15 protein-coding genes are annotated in these 18,725 nt (G+C 56.5%); 12 read left to right on the plus strand and 3 right to left on the minus strand.

Features of this window, described 5'->3' with window-relative positions:
* Positions 1-68: 68 nt before the first annotated feature.
* Entirely contained in the window at positions 69-3,515 is a 3,447-nt protein-coding gene (gene mfd, locus AC2CGP_RS15490; protein ID WP_015705052.1) for a transcription-repair coupling factor, read from the minus strand.
* Between the two features lie 338 nt (positions 3,516-3,853).
* Between mfd and lolC the strand changes: the two genes are divergently transcribed.
* From lolC to cobB, 5 genes are all read left to right on the plus strand, one after another.
* Positions 3,854-5,053: a lipoprotein-releasing ABC transporter permease subunit LolC gene (lolC, locus tag AC2CGP_RS15495; RefSeq protein ID WP_015705053.1), complete on the plus strand. Its 1,200-nt coding sequence runs from the start codon at positions 3,854-3,856 to the stop codon at positions 5,051-5,053.
* Positions 5,046-5,747 (plus strand): lipoprotein-releasing ABC transporter ATP-binding protein LolD, encoded by a 702-nt coding sequence (gene lolD, locus AC2CGP_RS15500; RefSeq protein ID WP_015367168.1) that lies wholly within the window; start codon positions 5,046-5,048, stop codon positions 5,745-5,747. The genes lolC and lolD overlap by 8 nt, the downstream gene beginning before the upstream one ends.
* The gene (gene lolE, locus AC2CGP_RS15505; protein ID WP_015367167.1) at positions 5,747-6,991 is read left to right on the plus strand and encodes a lipoprotein-releasing ABC transporter permease subunit LolE; all 1,245 of its coding nucleotides are present in this window, start codon (positions 5,747-5,749) and stop codon (positions 6,989-6,991) included. Before lolD ends, lolE begins: the two co-directional genes overlap by 1 nt.
* A 105-nt stretch (positions 6,992-7,096) precedes the next feature.
* The gene (gene nagK / locus AC2CGP_RS15510; protein WP_015367166.1) at positions 7,097-8,008 is read left to right on the plus strand and encodes an N-acetylglucosamine kinase; all 912 of its coding nucleotides are present in this window, start codon (positions 7,097-7,099) and stop codon (positions 8,006-8,008) included.
* Between the two features lie 14 nt (positions 8,009-8,022).
* Positions 8,023-8,847 (plus strand): Sir2 family NAD+-dependent deacetylase, encoded by an 825-nt coding sequence (gene cobB / locus AC2CGP_RS15515; RefSeq protein ID WP_015367165.1) that lies wholly within the window; start codon positions 8,023-8,025, stop codon positions 8,845-8,847.
* Positions 8,848-8,885: 38 nt separating this feature from the next.
* On the opposite strand, the gene AC2CGP_RS15520 is transcribed toward cobB, so the two are convergent.
* Together AC2CGP_RS15520 and AC2CGP_RS15525 are read right to left on the minus strand one after the other, a co-directional pair.
* Positions 8,886-9,848, minus strand: coding sequence for a sugar-binding transcriptional regulator (locus AC2CGP_RS15520; RefSeq protein ID WP_015367164.1), 963 nt, complete (start codon positions 9,846-9,848; stop codon positions 8,886-8,888).
* Between the two features lie 35 nt (positions 9,849-9,883).
* Complete coding sequence (locus AC2CGP_RS15525; RefSeq protein ID WP_015367163.1) at positions 9,884-10,678, minus strand: triose-phosphate isomerase; 795 nt, start codon at positions 10,676-10,678, stop codon at positions 9,884-9,886.
* Positions 10,679-10,921: 243 nt separating this feature from the next.
* Here AC2CGP_RS15525 and pdxA point away from each other — a divergent pair, with 243 nt between their 5' ends.
* The 7 genes from pdxA to tkt all read left to right on the plus strand — a co-directional run bounded on the left by pdxA (position 10,922) and on the right by tkt (position 18,713).
* Positions 10,922-11,929: a 4-hydroxythreonine-4-phosphate dehydrogenase PdxA gene (gene pdxA / locus AC2CGP_RS15530; protein WP_015367162.1), complete on the plus strand. Its 1,008-nt coding sequence runs from the start codon at positions 10,922-10,924 to the stop codon at positions 11,927-11,929.
* A gap of 35 nt (positions 11,930-11,964) precedes the next feature.
* A complete protein-coding gene (locus AC2CGP_RS15535; RefSeq protein WP_048228652.1) occupies positions 11,965-13,683 on the plus strand; it encodes a four-carbon acid sugar kinase family protein in 1,719 nt (572 codons plus the stop codon).
* Positions 13,684-13,831: 148 nt separating this feature from the next.
* A complete protein-coding gene (locus tag AC2CGP_RS15540; RefSeq protein WP_484502388.1) occupies positions 13,832-14,851 on the plus strand; it encodes a 2-keto-3-deoxygluconate permease in 1,020 nt (339 codons plus the stop codon).
* Between the two features lies 1 nt (position 14,852).
* Entirely contained in the window at positions 14,853-15,221 is a 369-nt protein-coding gene (locus tag AC2CGP_RS15545; RefSeq protein WP_047045304.1) for a PTS glucitol/sorbitol transporter subunit IIA, read from the plus strand.
* Positions 15,222-15,253: 32 nt separating this feature from the next.
* Entirely contained in the window at positions 15,254-15,712 is a 459-nt protein-coding gene (gene rpiB, locus AC2CGP_RS15550) for a ribose 5-phosphate isomerase B (protein ID WP_015367158.1), read from the plus strand.
* Positions 15,713-15,740: 28 nt separating this feature from the next.
* Positions 15,741-16,691 (plus strand): transaldolase, encoded by a 951-nt coding sequence (gene tal, locus AC2CGP_RS15555; protein WP_213759488.1) that lies wholly within the window; start codon positions 15,741-15,743, stop codon positions 16,689-16,691.
* Between the two features lie 18 nt (positions 16,692-16,709).
* Positions 16,710-18,713, plus strand: coding sequence for a transketolase (gene tkt / locus AC2CGP_RS15560; protein WP_475702342.1), 2,004 nt, complete (start codon positions 16,710-16,712; stop codon positions 18,711-18,713).
* Positions 18,714-18,725 lie beyond the last annotated feature (12 nt).

Below are 18,725 nucleotides of genomic sequence, written 5' to 3' on the forward strand. Positions count from 1 at the left end.
ATGTTTGTAAAGTTTGCTAACTGTGACAGGTAAAGAGATGCGGTTCTGACAACCGCATCTCTTTTTTATCAAGCGGTGGCGTTTTCTTCCAGCTGACGCATAAACTGGCGTACCCAGTCCATACGTGTTTTACGCTCATCCAGCTCCTGGAAGAATTTAAGACGAGTTGGCCCATCCAGCCGGTAATGCTGCGGCTGCTTCTGCAGCAGACCGATAAGCCAGACCGGGTTCACATTATTTTTCTCGTTAAACTCGATCACGCCGCCTTTTTCATTGCACTCCAGCTTACGGATCCCCAGCTTTTGCGCCTGCTGGCGTAGGCGCGTGATATCCAGCAAATTACGCGCCGCATCCGGCAATGTGCCAAAGCGATCGATCAGCTCGACTTTGATCTCATCCAGATCGTGTTCGTTTTTGGTGCTGGCGATACGCTTATAGAACGACAGACGGGTGTTCACGTCGGGAATAAAGTCATCCGGCAGCAACGCCGGCATGCGCAGCTCCACTTCCGTCTGCTGGCTGGTGAGATCTTCCAGCGACGGCTCGCGACCCTCTTTCAGGGCATCGACGGCGTTCTCCAGCAGTTCCATATACAGCGAGAAGCCGATAGTTTCCATCTGTCCGCTCTGACCTTCTCCCAGCAGTTCGCCGGCGCCGCGAATTTCAAGATCGTGGGTCGCGAGGGCAAAGCCGGCGCCGAGGTCTTCCAGCGAAGCGATAGCTTCCAGGCGTTTCTGCGCGTCGGTAGTCATCGCTTTCGGATGCGGGGTGAGCAGCCAGGCGTAGGCCTGATGGTGCGAACGGCCCACACGGCCGCGCAGCTGGTGCAGCTGGGCAAGGCCGAAGTGATCGGCGCGCTCAATGATGATGGTATTGGCGGTCGGGATATCGATGCCGGTTTCAATAATTGTCGTACAGACCAGCACGTTAAAACGCTGGTGATGGAAATCATTCATCACCCGTTCCAGTTCGCGTTCGCGCATCTGGCCGTGACCGATGGCAATTCGCGCTTCCGGTACCAGTTCAGCCAGACGATCCGCCGCTTTCTGAATATTTTCAACATCGTTATACAGATAGTAAACCTGACCGCCGCGCAGGACTTCACGCAGGATCGCCTCGCGAACCACCAGCGCGTCATATTCGCGGACAAAGGTTTTTACCGCCAAACGGCGAGCTGGCGGGGTGGCGATAATGGACAGATCGCGCATTCCGCTCATCGCCATATTCAGCGTACGCGGGATCGGCGTGGCGGTCAGCGTCAGGATATCGACGTCCGCGCGCATCGCCTTGATGCGTTCTTTATGACGCACCCCGAAGCGGTGTTCTTCATCGACGATTAATAACCCCAGGTCGCGCAGCTTGACTTCATTTTGCAGCAGCTTATGGGTGCCGATCAGAATATCGATTTTACCTTCTGCCGCCTGTTCGAGGATCTGCGCCTGCTCTTTGGCGCTGCGGAAACGCGATAGCATCTCAATGCGTACCGGCCAGTTGGCGAAGCGGTCGCGGAAGTTATCGTAGTGCTGCTGGGCGAGCAGGGTGGTCGGCACCAGCACGGCCACCTGTTTGTGGTTTTCGACGGCGAGGAAGGCGGCGCGCATCGCCACTTCGGTTTTCCCGAAGCCAACGTCGCCGCAGACCAGGCGGTCCATTGCCAGCGGCTGGCACATATCGCTGAGAACGGCGTTGATTGCCTGCGCCTGATCTGGTGTGGTTTCGAACGGGAAACCGTCGCAGAATAATTGATACTGCTCGCGGTCATGCTTAAAGGCGAAGCCTTCTTTGGCCGCGCGTTGGGCGTAGATATCCAGCAGTTCGGCGGCCACGTCGCGCACTTTCTCCGCCGCTTTTTGCCTTGCCCGCGCCCAGGCATCGCCGCCCAGTTTGTGTAGCGGCGCATTTTCCTCCGCGCCGCCGGCGTAGCGGCTAATCAAATGCAGTGACGATACCGGGACGTACAGTTTGGCGTCGTTGGCGTAGGTCAGCATCAGATATTCGCCTTTGATGCCCCCGGCTTCGAGGGTGGTCATCCCCGCATAACGACCCACCCCATGTTCAAGGTGCACCACCGGCTGTCCGATATGCAGTTCCGCCAGGTTGCGAATGAGCGTATCGGGGTTGATGGTACGGCGGGAATCCTGACGACGGCGGGCGACGCGTTCGCCCAGCAGATCGCTTTCGCAAATCAGCGCCAGATTAGCCTGGCTGTCGATAAATCCGTGCTCGGCGGCGCCGATCATCAGGAAACGACCATTGCCGCTGGCTTCCTGCAGGCGCAATATATGTTTTGGCGCAACTTTGATGCGCGCCAGCATCTCGCCCAGCGCCTCGCGGCGGCCTTCGCTTTCAACGGAGAAAATCACCGGGCCGCTGAAGGATTCAAGGAAGCGACGCAGATTGTCCAGCGGCGCTTTATTCTGCGCCTGAATCGCCAGCTCGGGCAGGGGTTGATAGCCGAGATTAGTATGAGCGGCTTTCTCCGCCAGACGCTCGGTTTTTAACTGGACCCGCGGCCATTTTTTCAGCTCGCTAAAAAGTTCGTCGCTGCGCAGCCACAGTTGTTCCGGCGGTAGCAGCGGGCGCATCGGATCGACGCCGCGGTTTTCAAAGCGGGCGCGGGTTTCATTCTGGAAACGCTCGGCGCTGTGCTCCAGATCGCCGGTATTCACAATCAGCGTACTGGAGGGGAAATAGCTAAACAGCGGCGGCAGCGGCTCGTTGAAGAACAGCGGTTGCCAGTATTCGATCCCGGCAGGCAGGGTACCTTTGCTTACCTGCTGGTAGATATGTTCCGGATCGCGCTTCACGTCAAAGCGATCGCGCCACTGGCTGCGGAACAGTTCGATCGCCGCCTGGTCGGTTGGGAACTCATGCGCCGGCAGCAAATTGATGGCCTCGACTTCTTCCAGAGTACGCTGGCTATCAACATCGAATAACCGCAGGCTGTCTATTTCGTCATCAAAGAAATCGAGGCGATAGGGCTGCTCGCTGCCCATCGGGAAGAGGTCGAGCAGGGCGCCGCGGGTCGCGTATTCGCCGTGTTCCATTACCTGATCGACATGGCGGTAACCGGCGCTGTCCAACTGCGTGCGTAGCGCATCGCGCGACAGGCGCTGCCCTTTTTTCATTACCAGCGCGTGACCGTGCAGATAATTATGCGGGCAGACCTTCTGCATCAGAGTGCTGACCGGAACGATAAGCACGCCGCGCTGCATGGTTGGCAACTGGTATAACGTCGCAAGGCGCGAAGAGATAATATCCTGATGTGGCGAAAAGCTATCGTAGGGCAGGGTTTCCCAGTCAGCGAGGCCGATCACCATGCTATCGGTAAATTGCCTGATTTCATCATTCAAACGCAGGGCGTTTTGCATGTCAGGCGCCACCAGCACCACCGGGCCATGATGGCGTTCGGCCATTTCGGCTACCAGCGTGGCGCATGCGGCGCCGGTGAGTTCGCCAAGCTGGCGCTGATCGCCGGCTTTGACCGGCAGAGTATAGCGATATTGTTCAGGCATAACGGTTGTCAGGATCCCTTAGCGCCTATCCCATCAGGCGATTGTGTGTACTGTTTGGCCGCAGTCGGCCAACTCGCTCTTCGATGTAGGGGCAAATTGCTGATATTCAATGTCTCTGATTATCCGCAATTGGTCTGATTTCGCCAACCCGAATGGCCTTCTGCGCCATGTTTTCTACAGCGCGTGGCGATTGATAAATATATACACTCTAAATTAACTTTCTGATTTAAAACTATTATTTTGTTATTTTGGCGAAAAAATCTACCGTATCAGCGATTTACGCGTTGGGCTATGCCATATATACTCGAACATCGGCTATCAGCAACCAGATGGATTACATGTACCAACCTGCCGCACTATTTATCGGCCTTCGCTACATGCGCGGGCGCGCAGCCGACCGCTTCGGCCGTTTCGTCTCCTGGCTTTCGACCATCGGCATTACGCTTGGCGTGATGGCGCTGGTGACCGTCCTGTCGGTGATGAACGGTTTTGAGCGCGAGCTGCAAAACAACATCCTGGGGCTGATGCCGCAGGCTATCATTAGCGCCCAGCAGGGCTCTATCAACCCGCAAAAAATGCCGGAAAGCGCCGTTAAGCTGCAGGGCGTGACGCGCGTCGCGCCGATCACCACCGGTGATGTGGTGCTGCAAAGCGCCCGCAGCGTCGCCGTCGGCGTGATGCTGGGTATTGACCCGGCGCAAAAAGATCCGCTGACGCCTTACCTGGTGAACGTGAAACAAAGCGATTTGCAGGCCGGCAAATATAACGTCATTCTCGGCGAACAGCTGGCGGGTCAGTTGGGGGTTAACCGCGGCGATCAAATTCGCGTGATGGTGCCTTCCGCCAGCCAGTTTACCCCGATGGGCCGTGTCCCGAGCCAGCGTTTGTTTAACGTCATCGGCACCTTTGCCGCCAACAGCGAAGTCGATGGCTATCAAATGCTGACCAACATTGATGACGCCTCCCGCCTGATGCGCTATCCGCTGGGCAATATTACCGGCTGGCGTCTGTGGCTCAGCCAACCGCTGCAGGTTGATACCCTCAGCCAGCAGAAGCTGCCTGATGGCACCAAATGGCAGGACTGGCGTGAGCGTAAAGGCGAGCTGTTCCAGGCCGTGCGGATGGAAAAAAATATGATGGGGCTGCTGCTGAGCCTGATCGTCGCCGTTGCCGCTTTTAACATTATTACCTCGCTTGGCATGATGGTGATGGAGAAGCAGGGCGAGGTGGCTATTCTGCAGACCCAGGGGCTGACGCCGCGGCAGATCATGGCCGTCTTTATGGTACAGGGCGCCAGCGCCGGGATAGTGGGCGCGCTGCTTGGCGCGCTGCTCGGCGTGCTGTTGGCCAGCCAGCTGAATAATTTAATGCCGATTATCGGCGCGTTTTTGGACGGCGCGGCCCTGCCGGTGGCGATTGAGCCGCTGCAGGTGATTATTATCGCTCTGGTGGCGATGGCGCTGGCCCTGCTGTCTACGTTGTATCCTTCCTGGCGCGCCGCCGCCACCCAACCCGCTGAGGCTTTACGTTATGAATAAGATCCTGCTGCAATGCGACAACCTGTGCAAACGCTATCAGGAAGGCAACGTGCAAACCGATGTGCTGCACGATGTCAGCTTCAGCATTCAAGAGGGTGAAATGATGGCGATTGTCGGCTCTTCAGGCTCCGGCAAAAGTACGCTACTGCACCTGCTTGGCGGGCTGGATACGCCGACTTCCGGCGATGTTATTTTCTCCGGTCAGCCGATGAGCTCGCTCTCCGCCGCGGCTCGCGCCGATCTGCGTAACCGCGAACTCGGCTTTATCTATCAGTTCCACCATCTGCTGCCGGATTTTACCGCGCTGGAAAACGTGGCGATGCCGCTGCTGATTGGCAAGAAAAAAGCGGCGGATATCGAACGCCAGGCGAAAGCGATGCTGCAGGCGGTCGGCCTGGAACACCGTAGCCATCATCGTCCGTCGGAGCTTTCCGGCGGCGAGCGCCAGCGCGTGGCGATTGCTCGCGCGCTGGTGAACAAACCGCGGCTGGTACTGGCGGATGAACCGACCGGCAACCTCGACGCCCGCAATGCCGACAGTATTTTTGAGCTGCTGGGCGAGCTCAACGTGGCGCAGCGTACCGCTTTCCTGGTGGTGACCCATGACCTGCAGCTGGCGAAACGCATGAACCGCCAGTTGGAGATGCGCGATGGCCGCCTGACGGCTGACCTGACCCTGATGGGGGCCCAGTAATGGCTTCACCGTTATCGTTACTGATTGCGCTGCGTTTTAGCCGCGGCAGACGCCGCGGCGGTATGGTCTCGCTGATTTCCGTCATCTCTACTATCGGCATCGCATTAGGGGTGGCGGTACTGATCGTCGGCCTGAGCGCGATGAACGGTTTCGAGCGCGAGCTCAACAACCGCATTCTGGCGGTGGTGCCGCACGGCGAAATCGAGCCGGTTAACCAGCCGTGGAATAACTGGAACGAAGCGCTGACGAAAGTTGAAAAAGTGAAAGGCATCGTCGCCGCTGCGCCTTATATCAACTTTACCGGGTTGGTGGAGAGCGGCAGCAATATGCGCGCCATTCAGGTCAAGGGCGTCGATCCGCAGCAGGAGAGCCGCCTGAGTTCGCTACCAAACTTTGTGCAGAACAACGCATGGGCCAACTTTAAGGCCGGCGAGCAACAGGTAATTCTGGGTAAAGGCGTCGCCGATGCGCTGCACGTGAAGCAGGGCGATTGGGTGTCGATCATGATCCCCAATTCAGATTCCGAGCACCAGCTGTTGCAGCCGAAACGCGTCAGGCTACACGTGACCGGGATTCTGCAACTGAGCGGCCAACTGGACCATAGCTTCGCGATGATCCCAATGGCGGACGCCCAGCAGTATCTGGATATGGGCAGCAGCGTGACCGGCATCGCCATTAAAGTCACCGACGTGTTTCACGCGAATACGCTGGTACGCGACGCCGGCGAAGTGACCAACAGCTACGTCTATATCAAGAGCTGGATCGGCACTTATGGCTATATGTACCGTGATATTCAGATGATCCGCGCCATTATGTATCTCGCCATGGTACTGGTTATCGGCGTCGCCTGTTTCAACATTGTCTCGACGCTGGTGATGGCGGTGAAAGATAAAAGCGGCGATATTGCGGTGCTGCGCACGCTTGGCGCGAAAGACGGCTTAATCCGCGCGATTTTCGTATGGTATGGTTTATTGGCCGGTTCGGTCGGGAGTCTGATCGGGGTAGTGATCGGTGTGATAGCCGCGCTGAAGCTGACATCGATTATCAACGGTATCGAAGCGTTGATCGGGCATAAATTCCTTTCCGGCGACATCTATTTTATTGACTTCCTGCCGTCTGAATTGCACTGGCTGGATGTCGTTTATGTGCTGGTGACAGCACTGTTGCTGAGTTTGCTGGCCAGCTGGTATCCCGCCCGCCGCGCCAGTCGTATTGACCCGGCGAGGGTGCTGAGTGGCCAGTAATTTATCGTCGTGGCCCGTCAAACGCCGCATCCCTTAGGCCAGTGCTGTGAAAGCAGATACAGCCCAAAGGATGAGGGGTTGGGGCCAATAAGAGGAATGGCTGAAATGTACTACGGATTTGACATTGGCGGCAGCAAGATAGCATTGGGCGTATTTGATAACGCCCGGCAACTGCAGTGGGAAAAACGTGTCCCCACTCCAACGGAAAGCTATGAGGCTTTCCTGCAGGCTATTGAAGCGCTGGTTCGCGAAGCCGATCGGCGCTTTGGCGTGGAGGGCGCGGTCGGTATCGGTATCCCCGGCATGCCGGAAACCGCGGAGGGCAAGCTGTATGCCGCCAACGTACCCGCCGCCAGCGGCCAACCGCTGCGCGTTGATCTCAGCGCGCGCCTGGGGCGTGAAGTGCGTCTTGATAATGACGCCAACTGCTTTGCGTTATCTGAAGCGTGGGATGATGAATTTACTCAATATCCGCTGGTGATGGGATTAATCCTCGGCACCGGCGTGGGCGGCGGGATCGTGCTTAACGGCAAATCGATAACCGGCCACAGCTACATCACCGGCGAGTTCGGCCATATTCGTCTACCGGTAGACGCCCTGGAAGTGGTGGGGCGCGATTTTCCGCTGACCCGTTGCGGCTGCGGTCAGCTCGGCTGCATCGAGAACTATCTTTCCGGCCGCGGATTCGCCTGGCTGTATCAGCATTTTTATCACCAATCCTTAACTTCTCCGCAGATCGTCGATCTGTGGCTGCAGGGTGATGCGCAGGCGCGGGAGCACGTCGAGCGTTATCTCGATCTACTGGCCGTTTGTCTGGGCAATATCCTCACCATTGTCGATCCGGATCTGCTGGTGTTGGGTGGCGGATTATCTAATTTTACTGCTATAACCGAAGGGCTGGCGCAGCGCCTGCCGCGTCATTTGCTTCCGGTCGCCCGGGTGCCGCGCATTGAGCGCGCGCGTCATGGCGACGCCGGAGGTATGCGCGGTGCGGCCTTCCTTCATTTGACTCATTAATTACAGGGGTAGCTATGCTGTCGCGCCGCTTACATCGCTTAAGCCGTTTCCGCCGTAAAAAACGCCAGTTACGCGATCGCTTACGGCAACGTGTCTTCTTTGGCGAAGACAAAACGCCGCCGCAGGCAATAGACAAACCGCGGGTGGTGGTGTTAACCGGCGCCGGTATTTCGGCAGAGTCGGGGATTAAAACCTTCCGCGCCGCCGACGGCCTGTGGGAAGAACACCGGGTGGAGGACGTGGCGACACCGGAAGGTTTTGCCCGCGACCCGGCGCTGGTGCAGGCGTTTTATAACGCCCGCCGCCGCCAGTTGCAGAGCGCGGAAATCGCGCCTAATGCCGCGCATCTGGCGCTGGCGAAGCTGGAAGAGGCGCTTGGCGATCGTTTTCTGCTGGTGACGCAGAACATCGATAATCTGCACGAGCGCGCGGGTAACCGCCGGGTTATCCATATGCATGGCGAGTTGCTGAAAGTACGCTGTTCGTGGAGCGGGCAGGTGCTGGAATGGACCGGCGACGTGACGGTGGATGACAAATGCCACTGCTGCCAGTTCCCGGCGGCGCTGCGCCCGCACGTGGTGTGGTTTGGCGAGATGCCGCTGGGGATGGATGAGATCTACAGCGGGTTGGCCGAGGCCGATATCTTTATTGCTATTGGAACCTCTGGTCACGTTTATCCGGCGGCGGGTTTCGTCCATGAAGCCCGTCTGCACGGCGCGCATACCGTCGAGCTAAACCTTGAACCCAGCCAGGTCGGCAGCGAATTCGCTGAGAAACATTACGGGCTGGCAAGCGAAGTGGTGCCCGAGTTCATTGATAAGCTGCTGAAAGGGCTGTAACGGCTTAACGTCAAACCGCCGCGTCTGACGCGGCGGTTTTATAGCGCTTTTTGCATATTGATAACCGAGCGGGCATTTGAGGCGCTGGTCGCCAGCACATCTATAACCCCGGTACGGAGCGCGCCGAGGATGGCCGTCGCTTTAGTGCTTTCCGAAGCAATGGCGATAACGCAAGGAATGGAACGCAGTTGCTCGAGGCTCAGGCCGATCACCCGGTCATTCATTACTGTATCAACCGGCTTACCCTGAATATTGAAAAAGCTATACCCTGCAAGGTCGCCAACCACGCCCTGATCCTGCCGCGCGGAAGCGATTTCCTGCGGTGTGAACCATCCGAGTTGGACCATAAAGCTGTTCTCGTTCATATCGCCAAGGCCAATGATGGCGACGTCGGCTTTGCTGGCCTGCTCCAGCGTGGCTTTGATCAGGCGGTTTTGCATAAACGCCGAACGTAGCTCCGGGGTTTCGACATAGGCTGGCGCATACAGCGTTTCACTAAAGCCGTTAAATTTGCGCGCCAGATTCCGGCTGATATGGTCGGCGTCAATGAGCTGGTTATCGCGCTTGGTGCCGCCGATGCCGCAGATGAAGCGGCAGTTGCGCTCCGGGAATACGCCAACGTGATTAGCGACGGCCGCCACGTTCCGCCCCTGACCGACGGTGACGGTCATATCATTCTTTAACACGCCGGCAAGATAGTTGCTTACCAACGCCGCCACCTGCTGGCGCTGCTCATCTTCATCATGATGATCGAGGGCAATCAGCGCGCGTTTAATCCCGAAGTGCGAAATAAACTGCTGTTCAATCTGCGAACTAAAGACCGGGTGGTACTTAACGCTTATCTCAACGATGCCTTCCTGACGCGCTTTTTTCAGTAGTCGCCCCACTTTGATGCGCGAGATCCCGAAACGTTTGGCTATCTCTTCCTGCGTCTGTTCCCGATCGTAATAGGCGACTGCGATTTCAGTGAGCAGCGCGTAATCTGAGTCTTGTTCATTCATAGCGTGGAATTTCCATCTCTGGTGTCCCCTTAATACTACTGCGCCTGAAGAATAAATTCCTGTGTAACGCGTTGAACAATTTCACAATAGCCGTTGGCGTCCCATGCCGCGCGGCCGATAAACAGGCCGTCGATATCCGGCTGGCGCAGTAGTTCTACCGCATTTTGCAGATTGACGCTGCCGCCGTAGAGCAGGGGAATACGTTGCCCGGTCTCATCGCCGAAAGTCGCGCATAGCGCCTGACGCAACGCCTGATGCACCGCCGCGGCCTGTTCCGGCGTCGCCGGCGTACCCTGTTCGCCGATAGCCCAGATGGGTTCATAGGCCACCAGCGTTTGCAACACCTGACTATCGCTCAGGCCATAGAGGGCGATTTTCATCTGCCGCACTACGCTTTCTTGAGACACCTGCCAGCGCTTTTCATCAGCGCTATCGCCGATGCAGATCAGTGGGCGTAATCCATGGCGCAGGGCGCTATGCACCTTTTGGTTAATGGCCGCGTCGCACTCATTGAACGCGCCGCGTCGTTCTGAGTGGCCAAGTTCGACCAGTGTCGCCCCGGTTTCCTGCAACATGGCGGCGGAAATCTCGCCTGTCCACGCGCCGTTCTCCGCTTCATGCATATTTTGTGCGCCGGTCAGACACGGCAGATGGTGCTGCTGGATAAAGCGGCTGACGGGATGAATGGCGGTAAAGGGGGGAATAACAAAGGATTGAATATCAGGATGCGTCACCTGCGGTAAACGTTGCGCCAGGGTTTCGCACCAGGCTAGCGCCTGCGATAGCGGTTTGTTCATCTTCCAGCTGGTTCCTAACCATATCGGTTTCATCTTCACTTCTCCTGATTAATAAAATCAATAGCTTGTCACATCGATTTGTGCTGATAGCACTGAGATTGAACTTTTTATCATTGTGTGAACACATGTTAGATCACGTTTTTTGATGAAATAAATTCTCAGATTATTTTATGTGATCGGCATCACTAATGGTTACGCGATCATCAGGTAATGTTTTGAACATCTGATTTGATAGTGAACATATGAACAACTAACTTCTACCACGAGAGGCTCACGATGTCACAAGAGAAAAAACCCGTTGTTGCAATCACCATCGGCGATCCGGCAGGGATCGGCCCGGAGATCACCGTTGCCACCATGATGGACAAAGGCGTCTATGACGAGTGCAACCCTTTTCTGATAGGCTCGGTTGCTATCGTCGAGCGGGCGATGAAGATCATGGGCTGCGATTTTGCCATCAACCGCATTACGCATCCGGAACAGGCCCGTTTCCGTTGGGGCACGCTGGATATCATGGAGACTGGCGAATACGACTGCGACAGCATCGAATGGGGTAAAGTGCAAAAACTGGCGGGCGAGATGTCGCTGGATTATGTGATGAAATCTATCGAGCTGGGGATGGCAGGGCTTATCGATGTGGTATCTACCGCGCCTATCCATAAAGAGGCGATCAAGCTGGCGGGCTGTAAATTGCCGGGCCATACCGAAATCTATCAGGTTGAGACCAAATCCGACTACGGGCTGACTATGTTCCATGTGCATAATCTGCGCGTGTTCTTCGTCAGCCGTCATATGGCGCTGAAAGCCGCCTGTGATTACGCCAACAAAGAGCGTGTGCTGGCCTGTGTGCAACAAATCCACCATGAATTTAGCGAACTGAATATTCGCAACCCGCGCATTGCCGTTGCCGCGCTGAACCCGCATGGCTCTGATAACGGTCTGTTTGGTCATGAAGAGGCCGATAACCTGATTCCGGCGGTGAAAGCGGCGCAAGAGCTAGGTATCAATGCCATTGGCCCGGTACCGGCGGATTCGGTGTTCCATCTTGGTAAACAGGGCCGCTACGACGCCATTCTCTCCCTGTATCACGATCAGGGGCATATCGCCTGTAAGACGCTCGATTTTGAACGTTCGATCACCATTACCTTCGGTCTGCCGTTTATGCGCAGCTCCGTGGATCACGGTACGGCCTTCGATATCGCCGGTACCGGCAAGGCGGGCACCGTCAGTATGCTGGAGTCGACGCTGGTGGCCGCGCGTTACTGGAAAATGAAGCATCAATAATCGCTGACGTTAATGCAAATCAAAAGGACAGAGAGATGGAAAAGCATCTGTTGATTAGCAAAGGCAGTAAAGGCTGGGGCGGGCCGCTGACGGTAAATATCGGTCAGGCGAAAAAGATTGCGTATATCACCGGTGGGATGTGTCCCCCGGTAGTTGAGCGCCTGTGTGAGCTGACCGGCTGGCCAGCCGTTGATGTATTTAAAAATGGCGAGCCGCCGGAAGCGGAAATTGGCCTGATGGTGATTGACTGCGGCGGCACCCTGCGCTGCGGCCTGTATCCGAAACGCGGGATCCCGACCATCAATTTACACCCCACCGGAAAGAGCGGACCGCTGGCGGAATATATCCACGAGGAAATATATGTCTCCGGGGTCACGCCTGCCGGTATTGAGGTGGTGTGGCCGCAGGGAGAAGGCGGCACGCTGGGTATCGTCGCAGACGATCTCACCGGCGCGACGACCCTTGGCGTCCTGCTGGCGCGTAGCGGCCTGAAGACGGCGGCTTTCTTTGATACGGAGTCCTTCTCGCGCAATGAGGTGGAATATCCGGCCATGGTTGTTAGTAGCGACAGTCGGCCGCTGCCGAAAGCCGAAGCCCAACACCAGGTGAGCGCGGCGGTACAGCAGTTACAGGCGCGCGGCGCGCACTATTTTACCAAGCGCATCGATACCACCTTGCGCGGCGGCATCGGTTTTGAAATTGACGCTATGCTCGAACAACTGCCGCTGGAAACGGTGGCGGTCGTGGTGCCGGCGATGCCGCAGTCGCGGCGGATCCTCGTGGGCGGCTATTCGGTTATTGATTCAGTCGCGCTCTCGCGTACCGACGTTGCCCGCGATGTCCGCACGCCAGTAACGGAATCCTGGGTGCCGGGGCTGTTGGCGGCGCAAACGCATCATCAGGTTGGCCATATTTCTCTCTCTTCGGTAATGAAGGGCGAGTCGCAGATTGAAATTGATCTGCAGGAGCAACAGCAACGCGGAGTACGAGTTATCGTTGTTGACGCGATCACCGTCGAGGATGTTGATGCGATTGCCGGGGCGGTGGTTGCGTTGAACTGGAATGTACTGGCCGTCGACCCGGGCCCCTTTACCGAACGGCTGGCGGTGCGCCGTGGCCTGATGCGTGAAGCTCGCGTCGCAGCGCTGGCTCCGCAGACCGCAGAGCAGCAGCGTGGTTCGATTCTGGTGGTGGCGGGCAGCGCCACGCCGGTGACCAAAAAACAATTACAGTATTTGATCGCCAACGATCCGCGGGTATGCCACATCCCGGTGGATGCGGAACTGCTGGTGGATAAAAAGAATGCCGCGGAAATTGAAGTACAGCGGGTGGTACAGCATGCCCGTCATTGCATTCCGCAGCAGCAAAACGCCTTATTCGTCTTTGAGTCGGCGTTGACCGGGCGGCTTCTGGATCTCCAGGAGGAGGAGCGGCGTTTCGGGCTCTCTCACGGCCAGGCGGCGGAGAATATCAACCAGGGACTGGGCAGCATCGTGCGTGAGGTGTTGAACTGCGCCGGTGGGGAAATAAAAGGGCTTTATATGACCGGAGGCGACACAATGGTCAACGTCCTGAAAGAGCTTGGCGCAACCGGTATTGAAATGATTGACTACGTGATCCCGCAAACTGATATGGTGCGAATTATCGGCGGTGATTATGCTGGGTTAATTTGCGTCGGCAAGGGCGGATTAACCGGCCCGGAAGATATTATTAGCACCATTGTCGAACGGATTTATAAAGAAGCACAAAATTAATAATCCAAGGCGACGTAATTGTAGTCCGGGTGGTATTGCGTCGTTTTCTCTCTGTGCCCTAAATACTTTAAGTTATCAGCCGTAATTGCATTATTCGTCGATACAACTTGAAGAGGGCTGGATATATATAACTAAGATGAGCTACCCTATGAATATAAATATCCTGGATAAAATGAATAAGGTACCCGGTGGATTAATTATTATCCCACTGCTTGCCGCCATTCTTATTAATACTTTTGTGCCGCAGGTATTGGCGATTGGCGGCCCGACAACGGCACTGTTTAAAGTTGGCTCCAGCGCCATGATGGGGATTTTCCTGCTAATTTGCGGAACCTCGATTAATATTCGCCAGGCCGGTTTGCCGTTGTATAAAGGCGCGGTGCTGCTGTTCCTTAAATGTCTTGCTGGGGCGCTGGCGGTATGGGCGGCAGGGGCGATGTTTGGTCCGGCTGGTTTCCTTGGTATTTCGACCCTGGCGCTGATTGCCTGTTTAACCAGCTCTAACAGTTCACTGTATATCGCGCTGTGTAGCAACTATGGCGATGCCAGCGACGCCGGAGCGATATCGGTGTTTTGCATTAAAGACGGTCCCTTCGTCACCATGGTGGTGTTGGGTGTCAGCGGTCTGGCTAATATCCCCTTTGCCGCGCTGCTGTCGATGCTGATCCCGCTGCTGATCGGCATGCTATGGGGGAATCTCGATGAGCGCTTCAAACAGCTTTGCGCCGCGGCGCAGCCGCTGATTATCATCATTATGTCGTTTGCCATTGGCGCTAACTCAAGCATTGATACCGTGTTTACCGCCGGGCTGTCAGGCATTCTGTTGGGCGTTATCTCGGCCATCACCGGCATTATTTTCTCTTTCCTGTATAACCTGTTTCTTAAGAGGAAGACCGCATTGGGCGCAGCGCTCGGCACCACGGCCGCCAGTTCCGCACTGACGCCAGCTCTGGTGGCGCAGGCGGATCCGTCGCTGACGATGTACGTTGATGCCGCCACCGCGCAGCTGGCTACCGCCAGTATTATTACCATGCTCACCGCGCCGGTTCTGGTGGCCTGGTTTGACAAACGTCTGAAAAAGCGCGCCCCGCAGGTAGAGGATACGCCAGTAAAAGAAGATGACAAACCGGTGTCGCTACCATCGCATGCGCCGCGGGGGAATAAATAATATGCCATCACCGTTGTATTCGTTGTCAATTACCGCCGTGGGAGAATACGTCACAAATTATCTCGCGGAAAATAAATTAATTCTCTTTGCTGAACCGGCACCTGCGGATATTGCCATGTATTGTGCGCTGCACCGCGCCAGTGATTTATCGGCGGAATTAGCTCCCGGACAGATACTATCGCTAAATAATACTCAGTATCGCATCACCGCGGTGGGCAGCGTGGCAACGGCGAATTTAAAACGGCTTGGCCATATTACCTTGAGTTTTGATAACGCCGCGCAGGCTGAATTACCTGGGATGGTTCACCTGGCAGGCAGTTCACCCAAAATAATAAGTGAGGGTGACCAAATTTCAATTTATACACTTTAAATTAAATCTGTTATTAATCTAAGGAATTAACTATGAAAACGATCGCTATTGGTGCGGATGATGCCGCCTATGCATTTCGCGATGTCATCGTCGCTTATTTGCAGGAGTCAGGAATAAACGTTGCGGATTACAGCAGCGATAAACGCCAGGGTAGCACGGTATATCCGGATGTCGCTCACGCGGTGGCGATGTCGATTAAGCAGGGTGAACACGATCGCGGGATCTTAATTTGCGGTACCGGCATTGGCATGAGCATTGTGGCGAATAAAGTTCCGGGTATTCGCGCCGCGCAGTGTCACGATACTTTCTCCGCCGAGCGGGCGCGCAAAAGCAATAATGCGCAGATTATCACCCTTGGCGCGCGGGTTATCGGCACGGAATTAGGCAAAAAAATCCTCCAGGCGTGGCTGGCGGCAGAATACGAGGGCGGCGGTTCAGCGCCGAAAGTTGAACGAATCGATTATTACGAACACCAGCATGCCAGAGATTAATTCCCGGTTTTTTTGAAAGGAACAGACTATGAACCAGCTTGATACCCTGAAATCCTATACCGTGGTCGTTGCCGATACCGGCGATATTGAATCGATTAAAAAATTTTCGCCGCAGGATGCTACGACCAATCCGTCATTGGTGCTGAAGGCTGCCCAACTTCCGCAGTACCAGGCGCTGATCGCCGACGCCATCGGTAAAGCGCGCCGTCAGGGCGGCAGCGAACAAACCCAACTGATTAATGCTTGCGATCAGGTGGCGGTGGATATCGGCAGCGAAGTACTGCGCCATGTACCCGGGCGTATCTCCACCGAAGTCGACGCGCGTTACGCCTGGGATCGTGGCATGTGCGTCGCGCAGGCGCGCAAGCTAATCCAGATGTATGAAAAAAACTGTATCGGCGCCGAACGGATCCTGATTAAGCTGGCGGCGACCTGGGAAGGGATCCGCGCGGCGGAGGAACTGGAGAAAAGCGGCATTAACTGTAACCTGACGCTGCTCTTTTCCTTTGCCCAGGCACGCGCCTGCGCCGAAGCGGGGGTCTATCTGATTTCGCCGTTCGTCGGGCGGATCTACGACTGGTATCAAAAGCATCAACCCCAGACGGAATATCAGGCCGACCTCGATCCGGGCGTCGTTTCCGTACGCCAGATTTATCAGTACTACAAATCCCACGGCTACGACACCGTAGTGATGGGCGCCAGCTTTCGCCGTATTGAGCAAATTCAGGCGCTGGCGGGCTGCGACCGGTTGACGATTTCCCCGGCGCTGCTCGATGAGCTGGCGGCTAACGACGCACCGCTCAGTCGTCAGCTCCAGCCCGGTTACGTCAGCGAAACTCGACCGTCGCCGATGAGCCAGGCTGAGTTTCTCTGGCAGCATCATCAGGATCCGATGGCGGTGGAGAAACTGTCGGAAGGCATTCGGCTGTTTGCCGCCGATCAACTGAAACTTGAAAACCAAATTCGCCAGATGCTGTAAGCAGCAGGGAAGACCGCTATGAATAACACTCTTGTCGTTCGCCGCCGCTGCGCCAACGCGCTGCGCGCACTCTCGATGGACGCTGTACAGAAAGCCAAATCCGGCCACCCTGGCGCCCCGATGGGCATGGCTGACATTGCCGAAGTCCTGTGGCGTGATTTCCTGAACCATAACCCGCAGAACCCGTCCTGGGCCGATCGCGACCGCTTCGTGCTGTCCAACGGTCACGGCTCCATGCTGATTTACAGCCTGCTGCACCTCACCGGTTATGATCTGCCGATTGAAGAACTGAAAAACTTCCGTCAGCTGCACTCCAAGACTCCGGGCCACCCGGAAGTCGGCTACACCGCAGGCGTGGAAACCACCACCGGCCCGCTGGGCCAGGGGATCGCTAACGCAGTCGGTATGGCTATCGCGGAAAAAACGCTGGCGGCGCAGTTTAACCGTCCAGGACACGACATCGTTGATCACTTCACCTACGCCTTCATGGGCGACGGCTGCATGATGGAAGGCATTTCTCACGAAGTGTGCTCCCTGGCCGGTACCCTGAAACTGGGTAAACTGGTGGCGTTCTATGATGACAACGGCATCTCCATCGATGGCCACGTTGAAGGCTGGTTCACCGACGATACCGCGAAACGCTTTGAAGCCTACGGCTGGCACGTGGTGCGCGGCGTTGACGGTCACGACGCTGACGCCATCAAACGCGCGGTAGAAGAAGCGCGCGCGATCACCGACAAACCGTCCCTGCTGATGTGCAAAACCATCATCGGCTTCGGTTCGCCGAACAAAGCAGGCACCCATGATTCCCACGGCGCGCCGCTGGGCGACGCGGAAATCGCGCTGACCCGCGAAGCGCTGGGCTGGAAATACGCTCCGTTTGAAATCCCGTCTGACATCTATGCGCAGTGGGATGCGAAAGAAGCCGGCCAGGCGAAAGAAGCCGCGTGGAACGACAAGTTTGCCGCCTACGCCAAAGCTTTCCCGCAGGAAGCGGCTGAATTCACCCGCCGTATGAAAGGCGAAATGCCGTCTGACTTCGACGCGAAAGCTAACGAGTTCATCGCTAAGCTGCAGGCGAATCCGGCGAAGATCGCCAGCCGTAAAGCATCGCAGAACGCCATCGAAGCGTTTGGCCCGCTGCTGCCGGAATTCCTCGGCGGTTCTGCCGACCTGGCGCCGTCCAACCTGACCCTGTGGTCCGGCTCTAAGCCGATCAACGAAGACACCGCCGGTAACTACATCCATTACGGCGTACGTGAATTCGGTATGACCGCGATTGCCAACGGTATCTCGCTGCACGGCGGTTTCCTGCCGTACACCTCTACCTTCCTGATGTTCGTGGAATATGCGCGTAACGCGGTACGCATGGCGGCGCTGATGAAACAGCGTCAGGTGATGGTCTACACCCACGACTCCATCGGTCTGGGCGAAGATGGCCCGACTCACCAGCCGGTAGAGCAGGTGGCTTCCCTGCGCGTCACGCCGAACATGTCCACCTGGCGTCCGTGTGACCAGGTTGAATCCGCGATTGCGTGGAAATATGGCGTAGAGCGTCAGGACGGCCCGACCGCGCTGATCCTCTCCCGTCAGAACCTGGCGCAGCAGGAGCGTACCGCAGAGCAGCTGGCAAACGTGGCCCGCGGCGGTTATGTGCTGAAAGATTGCGCCGGCCAGCCGGAACTGATCTTCATCGCTACCGGTTCAGAAGTGGAACTGGCGGTTGCCGCGTGGGACAAACTGACCGCTGAAGGCGTGAAGGCGCGCGTGGTCTCCATGCCGTCCACCGACGCGTTCGACAAGCAGGATGCGGCCTATCGTGAATCCGTACTGCCGAAAGCCGTTTCTGCCCGCGTAGCGGTAGAAGCCGGTATCGCGGACTACTGGTTCAAATACGTTGGCCTGAACGGCGCCATCGTTGGCATGACCACCTTCGGTGAGTCTGCGCCGGCAGAGCCGCTGTTCGAAGAGTTCGGCTTCACCGTTGACAACGTTGTCGCCAAAGCGAAAGCACTGCTGTAATCGCCTCACCGC

This window comes from Klebsiella sp. SYXHC3, assembly GCF_057196925.1.

What these genes read in the sequence shown, in the direction of transcription:
- lolD (WP_015367168.1), top strand. Translation starts at nt 5,046, where the DNA reads ATGAATAAGATCCTGCTGCAATGCGACAACCTGTGCAAACGCTATCAG.
- lolE (WP_015367167.1), top strand. Translation starts at nt 5,747, where the DNA reads ATGGCTTCACCGTTATCGTTACTGATTGCGCTGCGTTTTAGCCGCGGC.
- cobB (WP_015367165.1), top strand. Translation starts at nt 8,023, where the DNA reads ATGCTGTCGCGCCGCTTACATCGCTTAAGCCGTTTCCGCCGTAAAAAA.
- pdxA (WP_015367162.1), top strand. Translation starts at nt 10,922, where the DNA reads ATGTCACAAGAGAAAAAACCCGTTGTTGCAATCACCATCGGCGATCCG.
- AC2CGP_RS15525 (WP_015367163.1), bottom strand. Translation starts at nt 10,678, where the DNA reads ATGAAACCGATATGGTTAGGAACCAGCTGGAAGATGAACAAACCGCTA.
- tkt (WP_475702342.1), top strand. Translation starts at nt 16,710, where the DNA reads ATGAATAACACTCTTGTCGTTCGCCGCCGCTGCGCCAACGCGCTGCGC.
- AC2CGP_RS15535 (WP_048228652.1), top strand. Translation starts at nt 11,965, where the DNA reads ATGGAAAAGCATCTGTTGATTAGCAAAGGCAGTAAAGGCTGGGGCGGG.
- AC2CGP_RS15520 (WP_015367164.1), bottom strand. Translation starts at nt 9,848, where the DNA reads ATGAATGAACAAGACTCAGATTACGCGCTGCTCACTGAAATCGCAGTC.
- AC2CGP_RS15545 (WP_047045304.1), top strand. Translation starts at nt 14,853, where the DNA reads ATGCCATCACCGTTGTATTCGTTGTCAATTACCGCCGTGGGAGAATAC.
- AC2CGP_RS15540 (WP_484502388.1), top strand. Translation starts at nt 13,832, where the DNA reads ATGAATATAAATATCCTGGATAAAATGAATAAGGTACCCGGTGGATTA.
- tal (WP_213759488.1), top strand. Translation starts at nt 15,741, where the DNA reads ATGAACCAGCTTGATACCCTGAAATCCTATACCGTGGTCGTTGCCGAT.
- mfd (WP_015705052.1), bottom strand. Translation starts at nt 3,515, where the DNA reads ATGCCTGAACAATATCGCTATACTCTGCCGGTCAAAGCCGGCGATCAG.
- lolC (WP_015705053.1), top strand. Translation starts at nt 3,854, where the DNA reads ATGTACCAACCTGCCGCACTATTTATCGGCCTTCGCTACATGCGCGGG.
- rpiB (WP_015367158.1), top strand. Translation starts at nt 15,254, where the DNA reads ATGAAAACGATCGCTATTGGTGCGGATGATGCCGCCTATGCATTTCGC.
- nagK (WP_015367166.1), top strand. Translation starts at nt 7,097, where the DNA reads ATGTACTACGGATTTGACATTGGCGGCAGCAAGATAGCATTGGGCGTA.